General features: G+C 70.2%; 15 protein-coding genes and 1 riboswitch. Of the genes, 8 read left to right on the forward strand and 7 right to left on the reverse strand.

Features of this window, described 5'->3' with window-relative positions; genetic code table 11:
- Positions 1 to 71 precede the first annotated feature (71 nt).
- Complete coding sequence (locus tag ACFWUY_RS04235; RefSeq protein WP_384101800.1) at positions 72 to 728, forward strand: hypothetical protein; 657 nt, start codon at positions 72 to 74, stop codon at positions 726 to 728.
- 59 nt (positions 729 to 787) lie between these two features.
- Here ACFWUY_RS04235 and thiC read toward each other — a convergent pair whose 3' ends face one another.
- Positions 788 to 2,575: a phosphomethylpyrimidine synthase ThiC gene (thiC, locus tag ACFWUY_RS04240; protein ID WP_384101802.1), complete on the reverse strand. Its 1,788-nt coding sequence runs from the start codon at positions 2,573 to 2,575 to the stop codon at positions 788 to 790.
- Positions 2,569 to 2,703, reverse strand: a riboswitch (TPP riboswitch). It overlaps the preceding gene by 7 nt.
- Before the next feature lie 71 nt (positions 2,704 to 2,774).
- Here thiC and ACFWUY_RS04245 point away from each other — a divergent pair.
- Positions 2,775 to 4,151, forward strand: coding sequence for a YibE/F family protein (locus tag ACFWUY_RS04245; RefSeq protein ID WP_384101805.1), 1,377 nt, complete (start codon positions 2,775 to 2,777; stop codon positions 4,149 to 4,151).
- A 28-nt stretch (positions 4,152 to 4,179) separates the two neighbouring features.
- On the opposite strand, the gene ACFWUY_RS04250 is transcribed toward ACFWUY_RS04245, so the two are convergent.
- The 4 genes from ACFWUY_RS04250 to ACFWUY_RS04265 form a co-directional block, all read right to left on the reverse strand.
- On the reverse strand, positions 4,180 to 4,623 hold the full coding sequence (locus tag ACFWUY_RS04250; protein ID WP_073811732.1) for an SsgA family sporulation/cell division regulator: 444 nt from the start codon (positions 4,621 to 4,623) through the stop codon (positions 4,180 to 4,182).
- Positions 4,624 to 4,762: 139 nt separating this feature from the next.
- On the reverse strand, positions 4,763 to 5,533 hold the full coding sequence (locus ACFWUY_RS04255; RefSeq protein WP_384101807.1) for an IclR family transcriptional regulator: 771 nt from the start codon (positions 5,531 to 5,533) through the stop codon (positions 4,763 to 4,765).
- A 237-nt stretch (positions 5,534 to 5,770) separates the two neighbouring features.
- Entirely contained in the window at positions 5,771 to 5,989 is a 219-nt protein-coding gene (locus ACFWUY_RS04260) for a DUF5326 family protein (RefSeq protein ID WP_384101810.1), read from the reverse strand.
- Between the two features lie 144 nt (positions 5,990 to 6,133).
- A complete protein-coding gene (locus tag ACFWUY_RS04265) occupies positions 6,134 to 6,451 on the reverse strand; it encodes a cupin domain-containing protein (RefSeq protein WP_030204915.1) in 318 nt (105 codons plus the stop codon).
- Positions 6,452 to 6,500: 49 nt separating this feature from the next.
- On the opposite strand from ACFWUY_RS04265, the gene ACFWUY_RS04270 reads away from it, so the two are divergent.
- From ACFWUY_RS04270 to ACFWUY_RS04290, 5 genes are all read left to right on the forward strand, one after another.
- Positions 6,501 to 6,878, forward strand: coding sequence for a phage holin family protein (locus tag ACFWUY_RS04270; protein ID WP_351211025.1), 378 nt, complete (start codon positions 6,501 to 6,503; stop codon positions 6,876 to 6,878).
- Between the two features lie 9 nt (positions 6,879 to 6,887).
- Positions 6,888 to 7,379 (forward strand): low molecular weight protein-tyrosine-phosphatase, encoded by a 492-nt coding sequence (locus tag ACFWUY_RS04275; RefSeq protein WP_384101817.1) that lies wholly within the window; start codon positions 6,888 to 6,890, stop codon positions 7,377 to 7,379.
- On the forward strand, positions 7,376 to 8,515 hold the full coding sequence (locus tag ACFWUY_RS04280; RefSeq protein WP_384101819.1) for a cystathionine gamma-lyase: 1,140 nt from the start codon (positions 7,376 to 7,378) through the stop codon (positions 8,513 to 8,515). The genes ACFWUY_RS04275 and ACFWUY_RS04280 overlap by 4 nt, the downstream gene beginning before the upstream one ends.
- Before the next feature lie 228 nt (positions 8,516 to 8,743).
- On the forward strand, positions 8,744 to 9,640 hold the full coding sequence (locus tag ACFWUY_RS04285; RefSeq protein WP_384101821.1) for a LysR family transcriptional regulator: 897 nt from the start codon (positions 8,744 to 8,746) through the stop codon (positions 9,638 to 9,640).
- 35 nt (positions 9,641 to 9,675) lie between these two features.
- Positions 9,676 to 10,155 (forward strand): NUDIX domain-containing protein, encoded by a 480-nt coding sequence (locus tag ACFWUY_RS04290; RefSeq protein ID WP_384101823.1) that lies wholly within the window; start codon positions 9,676 to 9,678, stop codon positions 10,153 to 10,155.
- On the opposite strand, the gene ACFWUY_RS04295 is transcribed toward ACFWUY_RS04290, so the two are convergent.
- Together ACFWUY_RS04295 and ACFWUY_RS04300 are read right to left on the reverse strand one after the other, a co-directional pair.
- Positions 10,098 to 11,453, reverse strand: a complete 1,356-nt coding sequence (locus ACFWUY_RS04295) for a globin domain-containing protein (RefSeq protein ID WP_384101826.1) — start codon at positions 11,451 to 11,453, stop codon at positions 10,098 to 10,100. The genes ACFWUY_RS04290 and ACFWUY_RS04295 overlap by 58 nt on opposite strands.
- A 64-nt stretch (positions 11,454 to 11,517) precedes the next feature.
- A complete protein-coding gene (locus ACFWUY_RS04300; RefSeq protein ID WP_384101829.1) occupies positions 11,518 to 12,171 on the reverse strand; it encodes an HAD family hydrolase in 654 nt (217 codons plus the stop codon).
- A 98-nt stretch (positions 12,172 to 12,269) separates the two neighbouring features.
- Between ACFWUY_RS04300 and ACFWUY_RS04305 the strand changes: the two genes are divergently transcribed.
- Positions 12,270 to 13,133 (forward strand): GNAT family N-acetyltransferase, encoded by an 864-nt coding sequence (locus tag ACFWUY_RS04305; protein ID WP_384101831.1) that lies wholly within the window; start codon positions 12,270 to 12,272, stop codon positions 13,131 to 13,133.
- Positions 13,134 to 13,146 lie beyond the last annotated feature (13 nt).

A 13,146-nucleotide genomic window follows, 5' to 3' on the forward strand; every position in this document is an offset into this window, starting at 1 on the left:
GCAGGCTCTCCTCCGTTTCTGCCCGACCCACCGTTCCCCACGGCTGACCCGGGCCCACGGAGCATCGGGGGATGCACATGAACGTGGCTCCGCACCTGCTGACCGAGGACCGCGCCGAGTACGAGCGGGTCCTCGACGACGCACTGAGCTCCGCCCACGCACGTCCGGACCTCGCCGGAGCCGGGACCCGGCTCACGCTCGCGCAGCTGCGCGCCCTGACGCTGAACGCGACGGCACTGGTGACCAGCGCGGCGGCGAGCGAGTACGAGCACTTCGTGAAGGTCCGTGAGGAGACCCGCGCTGCCCTCGGGGCCCGGACACCGGTCCCCTCCGACCGTCCCGGCCCCGGCCCCGGCGTCGTCGCGATCTTCACCGTCATGGTGCCCGTCCTCGCGGGGGCGGCCGCCTTCATCTTCCTGCTGGTCGGCGCCGTGCTCCGGACCCTCGCCCCCACCGTGGCGTTCGGTGCGACGCTCCTCACGGCCGGTCTGGTGTTCGGCGCCCTGGCCGCGGCCGGGCTGCTCTGCGCGGCCGTCGGGCTCCTCCTGACCGCCCTGCGCAACCGCCCGGTCGAGGTGAGCACGGAAGCCGCACCGGACGACGAACTGTCCCGCGCCCGGGAGGCCTGGCGCCGCGCCCTCCTCGAACGGGGCATCCTCCCCTTCCTCCGCGACGTCCTCGCCGCCACCGCCCCACCGGCCGCCCCGCCGTCACCGCCCCACCCCTGACACGCCACCGGCCCGCGACTCCCCCCGGGGCCGCGGGCCGGCGCACGCGCCGGGGCGGGTCAGTCCGCCAGCGGCAGGTAGACGCGGTTGCCGCTCGCGGCGAACTCCTTGGACTTCTCCGCCATGCCGGCCTCGATCTCCTGCTGCGTACCGCCGTGCTCACGACGGATGTCCTGCGAGATCTTCATCGAGCAGAACTTCGGACCGCACATCGAGCAGAAGTGCGCGGTCTTCGCGGGCTCCGCCGGCAGCGTCTCGTCGTGGAACTCGCGCGCGGTGTCCGGGTCGAGCGCCAGGTTGAACTGGTCCTCCCAGCGGAACTCGAACCGCGCGTCCGACAGCGCGTCGTCCCACTCCTGCGCGCCCGGGTGGCCCTTGGCGAGGTCCGCCGCGTGGGCCGCGATCTTGTACGTGATGACGCCCGTCTTCACGTCGTCCCGGTTCGGCAGGCCCAGGTGCTCCTTGGGCGTGACGTAGCAGAGCATCGCCGTGCCCCACCAGGCGATCATCGCCGCGCCGATGCCGGAGGTGATGTGGTCGTACGCGGGCGCCACGTCCGTGGTCAGCGGGCCGAGGGTGTAGAACGGCGCCTCCTCGCAGATCTCCTGCTGGAGGTCGATGTTCTCCTTGATCTTGTGCATCGGGACGTGCCCGGGGCCCTCGATCATCGTCTGGACGTTGTGCCGCTTGGCGATCGTGTTGAGCTCGCCGAGCGTGCGCAGCTCCGCGAACTGCGCCTCGTCGTTGGCGTCCGCGATCGAGCCGGGGCGCAGACCGTCGCCGAGCGAGTACGTGACGTCGTACGCCGCCAGGATCTCGCAGAGCTCCTCGAAGTTCGTGTAGAGGAAGTTCTCCTTGTGGTGCGCGAGACACCAGGCGGCCATGATCGAGCCGCCGCGCGAGACGATGCCGGTCTTGCGGCGCGCGGTGAGCGGGACGTACGGCAGGAGCACGCCGGCGTGCACCGTCATGTAGTCCACGCCCTGCTCGGCCTGTTCGATGACCGTGTCCTTGTAGATCTCCCAGGTCAGGTCCTCGGCCCTGCCGTCGACCTTCTCCAGGGCCTGGTAGAGCGGCACGGTGCCGATGGGCACGGGGGAGTTGCGCAGCACCCATTCGCGGGTGGTGTGGATGTTGCGGCCGGTGGACAGGTCCATGACCGTGTCGGCGCCCCACTTGGTCGCCCAGGTCATCTTCTCCACCTCCTCCTCGATGGAGGAGGTGACCGCGGAGTTGCCGATGTTGGCGTTGACCTTCACCAGGAACCGCTTGCCGATGATCATCGGCTCGATCTCCGGGTGGTTGACGTTCGCCGGGAGCACCGCGCGGCCCGCGGCGATCTCCTCCCGTACGACCTCGGGGGAGACGTTCTCGCGGATCGCGACGTACTCCATCTCCGGGGTGATCTCGCCCCGGCGGGCGTACGCGAGCTGGGTCACCGCCTGCCCGTCGCGGCCCTTGCGCGGCAGGCGCGGGCGGCCGGGGAAGACGGCGTCGAGGTTCTTGAGCCCGCCACCGCGCGGCGAGGTGTGCTTGATGCCGTCGTCCTCGGGGCGGGCCGGGCGGCCCGCGTACTCCTCGGTGTCGCCGCGCGTGATGATCCAGTTCTCGCGCAGCGGCGGAAGCCCGCGTCGCACGTCGGTGTCGACGGTGGGGTCGGTGTACGGGCCGGACGTGTCGTACAGCGTGACGTCCCTGCCGTTGGTGAGGTGTACCTGACGGACAGGCACCTTGAGGTCGGGGCGCGAGCCCTGGACGTACCCCTTGTGCCAGCCCGGCGTGCGCTCGCCGTCGACGGAGGTGCCGTCCTGGTCGGAGGCAGGCGTGCGTGCGTCCTGAATGGTCATGAGACCGATCTCCCTACGCCGGCATTACCCGGTAACAGGTTCGGCGGTCGGCGCAGCCTCCTCCCGTACGTGCGTACGGTGATCAGCGCCCTCTCAGCCCGGTGCTCCGAGCTCCCGCGTGTGCAAAGGTGCCACCACGCTAGCGTCATCCCTGGCGTGCTGAACAGTGGGCCCCCGCCGTTCTTGCGATGATCGGTCGGTGACTTCCCCCCAGCAGACCCCCGAGCCGCACGGCCACGACCACGGTCCCGGCCCCTCCCACGGGCCGGGCCAGGGGCACGGCCACAGCCACAGCCACGGCCCCGCCGCCCCGGTGTCCCGGCATCTGCGCAAGGTCATCGCCGCGGTCCTGATCCCCTTCGCCACGGCCGTCCTGGTCGGACTCGCGGTGCTGTGGCCCGGCGGTGCCCCGGCCCACGAGCGCACCGGCGTCGGCTTCGACCGGCAGACCGAGCAGGGCAAGGTGGTGGCCGTCGAGCAGATCGACTGCAAGGACGTGAACGCCGCGCAGGTCCCGCCGACCGGGGACACCTCCACCCCGGAGGGGCGCGAGGCGGTCGAGGCCCAGCAGGGACAGTGCGAGAAGGCGACCATCGAGGTGACCAGCGGCCCGGAGAAGGGCCGTACGTTCACCGAGATCGTGCAGCCGGACGCGCCGCGCCAACTCGACCAGGGACAGGGCGTGGTGGTGGCGTACGCCCCCGACGCCCCGCGTGACCTCCAGTATTCGGTGACCGACGTGAACCGCAAGGTCCCGCTGGCGGTCCTCGCCGGGATCTTCGCCCTCGTCGTCGTGCTCGTCGGCAGGATGCGGGGCGTGATGGCGCTCATCGCCCTCGCCGCGAGCTTCCTGGTGCTCACGTTCTTCATCCTGCCGGCGATCCTGGAGGGGTCGAATCCGCTGGTGGTGGCGGTGGTCGGATCGAGCGCGATCATGCTGATCGCGCTCTACATGTGCCACGGCCTCTCGGCCCGCACCTCGGTCGCGGTGCTCGGCACGCTGATCTCGCTGCTGCTGATCGGTCTGCTCGGTTCCGTCTTCATCGACTGGGCATCACTCAGCGGCAATACCGACGACAACACCGGTCTGATCCACGGCCTGTATCCGAGCATCGACATGTCCGGCCTGCTCCTGGCCGGGATCATCATCGGTTCGCTCGGCGTGCTCGACGACGTGACGGTCACCCAGACCTCGGCGGTCTGGGAGCTGCACCAGGCCGATCCGGGCATGGGTCCGCGCGCGCTGTACCGGGCCGCCATCCGCATCGGGCGCGACCACATCGCCTCGGTCGTGAACACCCTGGTGCTCGCCTACGCGGGTGCCGCCCTGCCGCTGCTGCTGCTCTTCTCGATCGCGCAGAGCAGCATGGGGACGGTGGCCAACAGCGAGCTGGTCGCCGAGGAGATCGTGCGGACCCTGGTGGGGTCGATCGGACTTGTCGCCTCCGTGCCGGTGACCACGGCGCTCGCGGCGCTGGTGGTCTCCGCCGACCGGACGGAGGGCGACGGGCGGCCGGGCACGGGCAGCCGGAAGCCCACGGCGGCACGGGGCGGGCGACGCCGTCGCGCGAAGTAGTGCGGCGTACGAGGGGGCGGGCGTCGGCTCAGGCGGCCGGCCCCGCGCTCTCCTCCGCCAGGATTCGGCCGAGAGCGGCTTCCAGGTTGTCCTCGAAGTCGCCGAGTGTCCGTTCCTGACCGAGCGGGACCAGTTTGTCCGTACGGTCGAGGAAGGCGACCAGCGGTGGCGCGCTCGCCCGGAACAGGGCGCGATCGCCGCCGACCTGGAGCCGGATCGAGACGTCGGAGAGGCCCTCGGGTTCCGTCGGGGCGATGTGCACGTCGCCGTCCCCGCTCGGCCGGTTGATCCCGTCGAGCAGCAGCTCCCTGCCGAAGGCCCAGGTCACCGGAGCGTCCCCGGGAAGGTGGAAGGTCATCCGCACCGCGTAGGGATCCCGGGTCTCATACCGCAGTTCGACCGGGATCCTGAAGGAGAGCTCCTCGGAGACGAGGAAGCTCATCAGGACTTCGGCCTGAACGGACTCTCGCATCGTGTACCCCGCAGTAGATGAAGCAGTTGTGTAAAAAACGGCTGCTGAAAGCTGTGACCGAAACGGCCAGGAATGATCCCCCGTGGCCCTCTTGACGCAATCGTGCTGTACGCGCTAGCAGATCACAAGGAGTGATTTTTCAGATACTGATAGAGAAAGCGAGCGAACTGAAGAGCCTTCCGATCTCCGTACGTAGCCGCTCGACTGCTGGGAGCAACCGTTCTTCCTGGTGAAGGGGGAGGGAAATGGCCATGGCGGCCGCCGCGGAGCCCGCGGTGATGGGGATCGCGGCACAGATCGTGCCGAGCGCATATTCCTGACGCTCCACCAGGGGCTCCATTCGCCCCAAACCGCCCAAACGCTCCAAAAGCACGTGGCGATTACGCACCGTGTACGGAGTGATGGTTTCCACCGGATGGCGGTCAAGGTGGTCTTGACGAGATCTCAGATCGAGTTGACTCAGCAGACACTGCCCGATCGCATGGGCGTGCGCGGTCTCGCGGAAGTCGGCCCATTCCTCCACCGCGGGCGCGGAAGGGGTGTCGGCGACGGCGACGAGCTCGATCTCCCCCTCGCGGTAGAGGGCGAAGTAGACCGGCACACCGATCTCGTCCCGCCAGCGGGCAAGGGAGTCCTCGATCTTGATGCGACGATTCTGCACAGCTCCGCCGCCGGCCAGTCGGACGGCGGCGTCACCCAGCACGAACACGCCCTTCTCGCGGCGCAGATAGCCCTCGTGCGTCAGGGTGCGGAGCAGGTGGTACGTGGTGGGCAGCGGGAGGCCCGTCTCACGCGCGAGCTGTTTGGCCGGTGCGCCGCCCTCATGGGAGGACACGGCCTCCAGAAGTCTCAGCGCCCGCTGTACCGAGCCGATCAGGGTAGGCGCAGCCGTCTGCGTAGCCGTGGCCAAAGGTCACCCCCAGGCGTGACGACGGATGCACTGCACCCGCCCGCGGGGGCCGCCCCCGCGCGCCCGCCGGGCCTGGGAAACCGCTGGTCAGTATGGAGGTCTACGCCTGTAGTCCCCAACGCGGCGGAGAGATTCCACTCTAGTGGCAGCCCCTGGGCCCACGCCCTGATTCGACCAGCGCGTTCCCCCGGCCGGGCTAATGCCCTCCGTCGGTCTCATGCCGATGAGTAGCTCGTGCTACCAGTCCTCGCGCGAACGGTCGGAGGAGGTGAACTTCCGTACGACGTAGATCAGTCCGGCGACCAGCGCCACGAAGAGCAGCACCTTGAAGAGCAGCCCGACCACGAAGGCCAGCACGCTGGTGATCAGCCCGCCGAAGACGAGCAGGGCGAGCACCGGTATGGCGACCCACTTCACCCACCAGGGCATCCCCGTGAGCATCTCCTGTACGGCCATCGTCCTACCTCGCTCTCCGAGTCCCGTTCCGCGCACTCCGCGCCGAACACCTTCAAGGCTAGGGGCCGGAAGGGGCCCACGGGGACGCCGTGGCCCCCGCTCTCCCCTGATCCGACCCCTAGGGGTGCCCTGCCCGTCAGGGACTCAGCTCTCCGGCGGGGAGAAGACCACCATCACCCGCAGGTCCTCGCTGATGTGGTGGAACTTGTGCTCCACCCCGGCCGGCACGTAGACCACGCTGCCGCGCGCCACCTGGGTCGTCTCCGTCCCGACCGTGATCGCCGCCCGGCCGCTCACCACGAAGTACACCTCGTCCTGGCGGTGCGGCTGCTGCGGGTCGAGCTCCCCCGCGTCCAGCGCGTACAGGCCCACCGACATGTTCCGCTCCCGCAGGAACTGGAGGTACGCGCCCTTGTTCGCGGCACGCTCCGCCTCCAGTTCGTCCAGTCGGAATGCCTTCATCGCCGTCCGCCCCTGCCTCGGCCCGATCATGTCTGCCACGATCAGACACATGATGAATTTCGTAGTCAAGACGCTCGCCAACGCGGGCGCCCTGGGAGTCGCCATCTGGCTGCTCCAGGACATCACCCTGACCGGTGAGAGCACCGGCAAGAAGGCCCTGACCCTCATTCTCGTCGCCCTGGTCTTCGGGCTCGTGAACTTCTTGGTCAAGCCGGTCGTCAAGCTGCTGACGCTGCCCCTCTTCATACTGACGCTCGGCCTGATCACCCTCGTGGTCAACGCCCTGATGCTGCTCCTGACCTCCTGGCTGGCCGAGCAGTTCGACCTCAGCTTCCACGTGGAGGGCTTCTGGACCGCCGTCCTCGGCGGTCTGATCATCTCCGTCGTCTCGTGGGCGCTGAACGTCGTGCTTCCCGACGGCGACTGAGTGGGGACCATGGCCTACCGCGTCTGCTTCGTCTGCACCGGCAACATCTGCCGCTCGCCGATGGCCGAGCACGTCTTCCGCAGACAGGTGGAGGAGGCCGGCCTCGGCGCGGCTGTGGAGATCGACAGCGCCGGCACCGGCGGCTGGCACGAGGGCGACGGCGCCGACCCGCGCACGGTCGCCGTTCTCGACGAGAACGGCTACACCTCCGCGCACACCGCCCGCCGGTTCCAGGCCTCCTGGTTCCCCGCCCTGGACCTGGTGATCGCGCTGGACGAAGGACATCTGCGGGAGCTGCGAGGGCTGGCCCGCACGCCCGAGGAGGCGGCGCGGATACGACTGCTGCGCTCCTACGACCCGTCCGCCCGGGGCGGACTCGACGTCCCCGACCCGTACTACGGGGGACGCGAGGGTTTCGAGGAGTGCCTGGAGATGGTGGAGGCCGCGAGCGCGGGACTGCTCGCGGCCGTACGCCGAGAGATCGAGGAACGGACACCGTGACGGACAAGGAATACGGCGACGGCACGCGCGCCGTGCGGGCCGGGCTGCCCGACCCCGTGAAGTACGAGCCGACCCTGCCGGGGCCGGTCTTCGCCGCGCACTTCCACCTGCCGGGCGAGCCGACGGGCCCGTACACCTACGGCCGCGACGAGAACCCGACCTGGACCCACCTGGAGCGGGCCATCGGCGAGCTGGAGGCGCCGGGGGAGCAGGACGTCGAGACGCTGGTCTTCGCCTCGGGCATGGCCGCGATCTCCGCCGTCCTCCTCTCCCAGCTGAGGGCGGGCGACGCGGTGGTGCTGCCCACCGACGGCTACCAGGCGCTGCCCCTGCTGCACGAGCAGCTGAGGGCGTACGGCATCGAGGTCCGCACCGCGCCGACCGGCGGCGACGGGCAGCTCGCCGTGCTCGAAGGAGCCCGGCTCCTGTGGATCGAGACCCCGTCCAATCCCGGGCTCGACGTCTGCGACATCCGGCGCCTGGTGAGCGCGGCGCATGCCGTGGGGGCGCTCGTCGCCGTCGACAACACCCTCGCGACCCCGCTCGGCCAGCGTCCCCTCGAACTGGGCGCGGACTTCTCCGTCGCCAGTGACACCAAGGGCATGACCGGGCACGGCGACATCCTGCTCGGCCACGTCAGCTGCCGTGATCCTCGGCGGGCGGCGGAGGTGCGGCGCTGGCGCAAGGTCGTCGGGGCCATCCCCGGTCCCATGGAGGCCTGGCTCGCCCACCGTTCGCTCGCCACGCTCCAGCTGCGGATCGACCGCCAGTGCTCCACCGCCCTCATGCTCGCGCGGACGCTCGCCGAGCGCGCGGACGTGACCGGGCTGCGTTATCCGGGGCTTCCCACCGATCCCTCGCACGCGGTGGCCGTCGAGCAGATGCGGCGCTTCGGGCCCGTGGTCTCCTTCGAGCTCGCGGACCGGAAGCGGGCCGAGCGGTTCCTGGAGGAACTGCGGATCGTGGACGACGCCACCAGCTTCGGCGGGGTGCGCTCCACGGCGGAGCGGCGCGGGCGCTGGGGCGGGGACGCGGTCGCCGAGGGCTTCATCCGCTTCTCGGTCGGCGCCGAGGACCCCGAAGACCTGATCGCCGATGTGCTGCGGGCCCTCGACGCGGCCGGAACCGCCGGCTGAGACCGGCCGCTCATACATGGAACGAGGTGCTCCGAGCCTCCCCCCTCGTGGCTCGGAGCCCCCTCGTTCCACGCGCGGAGACCGCCTGCACAAGGCTAGTTGACTGAGCGTCAGTGTCCAATCACGGTAGCGACAGAGACCTATCGACTTATTTATAGTTGGACGGTCCTGAGGCGCGGTCGGTCGACCGCCCGGGTCGAACGGACTTGCGGCCAGGAGGAGGCGGACATGGACCTGGCCCTGCTGCGCACGTTCGTGGCGGTGCACCGGGCCGGATCCTTCACCCGCGCCGCCGCGCTCCTCGGCCTCTCCCAGCCTGCCGTCACCAGCCAGATCCGCACCCTCGAACGACAGCTCGGGCGGCCGCTCTTCCTCCGGAAGGCCCGCGGCGTCACACCGACGACCATCGGCGACGAGCTCGCGCACCGGGCCGCTCCGCATCTGGACGCGCTCGTCGAGATCGCCGAGACCGGTCTCGCCGAGGAGAGCGGCATCCGCACCCTCCATGTCGCGGGCCCCCCGGAGTTCACGGCGCTCCGCGTCCTGCCCGCCCTCACCCCCCTCGTCGGCCAGGGCCTCGCCGTACGGGCGTCGTTCCTCGGCAACACGGAGGAGGTCCTCGACGGACTCGCCGCGGGCCATCACGATCTGGCCATCGCCACCGCCCGCCCCCGAGGCGGTCTGCTGGTCTCCACCCCGCTCTGCGACGAGGAGTACGTCCTGGTCGCGGCGCCCCGCTGGGCGGCCCGGCTCTCCCCCGAGGTGCTCCCGCACAAGGGCGCGGTGGCCCTCGAACAGCTTCCCGTGGTCGAGGTGCACGAGTCGCTGCCGTTCGTCGCCCGCTACTGGGCGAGCGTCTTCGAGACCGACCCGGCGGTCGCCGCCACCGTGATCGCCCCCGATCTGCGCGCCGTACGGGATTCCGCCGCCTCCGGCGCCGGGCTCGCCGTCCTGCCCCGCTACCTCTGCGAGGAGGCCCTGGAGCAGGGCCTCCTCGTGGCGCTGCTCGATCCTCCGGTCCCTCCGCTGCGGACCTACTTCCTCGTCGTGCGGACGGGGACGCTCGCGCTGTCTCCGATCGCGCGGGCTCACGAGGAACTGCTGCGGGCCGCTGGGGACTGGTGAGTTTCAGGACACCCAGGACGGGCCATTTTCTACCCATGAACGAACGGCCCGTGATCAAACGCACCGCACGCGCCATCCTGCTCGACGGGGACGACCTCATCCTCATCAAGCGCACCAAGCCGGGGATGGATCCCTACTGGCTCACGCCGGGTGGCGGCGTGGAACCCTCCGACACCACCGTCGTCGAAGCCCTGCACCGCGAGGTGCACGAGGAGCTCGGCGCCAAGATCACCGACGTGGTGCCCTGCTTCGTCGACACCGTCGAGCACATCGTCGACGGCGGTGTCTCAGGAGTGAAGGTCCAGCACTTCTTCGTCTGCCGGCTCGACTCCATGGACCCCTCGCTGCGCCACGGCCCCGAGATCGAGGAACCCGACGGCGAGTACGAGATCGTCCGGGTGCCCTTCAGCCGCGTCGGCATCGCCGCCGTGCACCTCGTCCCGCTCTCCCTGCGCCACTACCTCGACGGCAACATCGAGGGCGTCCGCGCGATGCACGCCCCCGACCTCGGCTGATCGGAGGCCACCACCGGCGCGAGCTCCGCGAGGAAGTCGTGACGGATGCGCTCCACGGGGACTCCCGCGCCCCGGAGCGCGTCCACCCCTCGACGGACCATGCCGAGCGGACCCGAGAGATAGGCGTCGCGTTCGCTCCAGGGACCGTAACGGCAGACGGCCTCCGGGAGCCGTCCCTGCTCCTCGGTGACCGGATGGACGGAGAGCCAGGGAAAGGTCCTCTGGAGCCGCAGCATCGTGTCGATGTCGTAGAGGTCGTGGCCGCTGCGCGCCCCGTAGAAGACGTCGACCGGCCGCCGGTCCCCGTGCTCGGCCACGTCCTCGACCAGGGCCTTGATCGGCGCTATCCCGGTACCGCCGCCCACACAGAGCAGACCGGTGTCCGTGGCGTGGTCGACCGTCATGGATCCGGCCGGCGGACCCAGGCGCAGCACGTCCCCGGGACGTGCCCGGTGGACCAGCGCGTTGGACACCCAGCCGGCCGGGACCGCCTTGACGTGCAGGGACAGAAGCCCGTCGGACCGTGGCGCCGACGCGAAGGAGTAGTGGCGCCAGATCCGCGGCCACCACGGGGTCTCCAACGTCGTGTACTGCCCCGCGAGGAACGGATACGGCTGGTCGGGCCGGAGCGTGACGACGGCGATGTCCGGCGTCCGCAGATCGTGGGAGACCACCTCGGCCTGCCACCAGGCGGGCGCCGACCGCTCGCCCTCCGCCGCCGCGTCGATCATGATCTGGGAGATCGTCGTGTACGTACGGACCCAGGCCGCCTCGGTCTCCTCGTCCCAGCTCGTCGTGGCGTACCGGACGAGCGCCCCGATGAGCGCCTCGCCGACGGCGGGGTAGTGGGCGGAGTGGGTGCCGTACTTCCGGTGGCCCCTGCCGAGGTTCTCCAGGTACGCGGTGAGCACCGGGGTGTCGTCCAGGTGCTCCGCAGCGGTGAGGATCGCCTTCAGAAGCCGGTCCCGCTGGGTGTCCATGGCCACGGGGAACATCTCTCGCAGCTGGGGGTTCCTGAGGAAGAGCAGTGCGTAGAAGTACGAGGTCACCCGGTCGGCGATCGGGGCGATCTCCGCCAGGGTGCGGCGTACCAGAACCGCGTCGGCGGAGGCTTCTCCGGGTATCCGGGGCTCGTTCCCTTCCGCCGCCGGCGTCTCCTCGTCCTCCGCCGTCCGGGCTTCGCACGCGCCCGTCGCCCTGGGCTCGGGAGCGTCCCCGTCCTCCGCTGCCTTCGTGGTGGTCGGAGCATCCATCATGTGCCTCGCCCTCGCGCTGGCCGGCTTCCGTGGTCGCAGCATGGCCCTTCCGTCCGGAGCCTCGGGCGGAAAGCGGCGTTCTCGGGCCAAAGGGCGGGCTTTCTGGCTAAGCTGCGTTGTTCTGGACCAGGGCGTAGGCCTCACGCAGATCTCCGCCGGTGTAGCTGTGGCGGGAGAGCCCGGCGAGATGGTGGTCCGCGTTCACGGCCACGGTGTCCGGCACGATCGCGAAGAGTTCCGCGTCCGACATCGAGTCTCCGTAGGCGACGCAGTCGGCCGGGTCCACCCCGAACTCCGCACAGAGTCGTCCCGCGATCCGCACCTTCGCCCTGGCGTCGAGAATGCTGGGCCGATGGATCGGTTCCGTGAAGGGGACGGCCGGCCACCGCGAGCCGTGCGCCGCGTCGGCGCCCCAGTCGAGAAGCCGCTCGACGAAGAAGTCGGGGGAGAGGGAGATGACCGCACAGCGGTCGCCCCGGTCCCGGATGTCGGCCCAGACCTCACGGATGCCCGCCAGCCAGGGCGCTCCGTCGAAGGCGGCCGTGACCTGGTCCACGGTGAGCTCGGCCCACAGTTCGCGGGCCCGGACGGCGAACTCGTCCGGGGTGAGCCCCCGAAGGAAGCCTTCTTCCAAGGCGGCGATCTCGTCGAGGACCCCCAGTTGCCGGGAGATCTCCACCGCAGCGGCCGACCCCCGGATCAGGGTGCCGTCGAGGTCGAAGAGGTGCAGTCGCTGTCTACGGGGTTTCACGTGAAACATCGTCCTCATGCCACGGGGTGGAATCAACGCCCCCCAGGCATCGACCGGATCCTGTAAAGCGCTGGACGGAAGATCACCCCGTCGGACAGCCTGAGAGCATGCCGATTCCCCCCTCTCCCCTCGTACGGCTGCCCATCCGGCGCCTCACCTCGGCCGATCTCCTCGCCTGCGCCGACCTCTCCGAGAACCGGGGCTGGCAGCGCGAGGAACACAAATGGGGGTTCCTGCTCACCGCCGGCACCGGCTACGGCATCGACGCCCCCTCCGGAGCCGGACTGGCCGCCTGCTCCGTGGTCACCTCGTACGGCCCGGGACTCGCCGCGATCGGCATGGTGCTCGTCGCCGAGCGGTACGCCCGCCAAGGGGTGGGACGCCGGCTCATGGAGCACGTCGTCACGGAAGCCGGGGACACACCGCTCACGCTCTACGCCACGGCGAACGGCCAGCCTCTGTACGAGCAGCTGGGCTTCACGCAGACGAGCCGGGCGGAGATGGTGCTCGGACGGTTCACCTTCAGCACACCCGCCCCGGCGGTTCCGGTGCGCCCGGCGACAGCGGAGGACCTCCAGGCGATCCTGCGCCTGGACCACGAGGTCTTCGGCCTCGACCGCACCCACATGATCACCCGGCTCCCCGCGTTCGCGGACCATCTCCGAGTCGCGGAGGAGGACGGAGAGATCACGGGCTTCGCGGCGGCCTGGCCCAATATGGACACCCATGTCGTCGGACCGCTGATCGCCCGGGACCCGGCCACGGCCCAGGCCCTGATCGCCTCCCTGGCAGCTGCCACCGACCGCCCGCTGCGCACGGACATCGACGTACGTCACACATCCCTGCTGAGCTGGGCGAAGGAGAACGGCATCGACACCATCGCCACCACCTCCGTGATGGTCCGCTCCCTCCCCGACCTTCCCGGCGACTGGCGCCGCCGCTTCGCTCCCCTGACCGTCGCGGCCGGATAGCCCTCCGGAGCTC

This window comes from Streptomyces sp. NPDC058664, from assembly GCF_042716635.1.
Classification (GTDB): Bacteria; Actinomycetota; Actinomycetes; order Streptomycetales; family Streptomycetaceae; genus Streptomyces.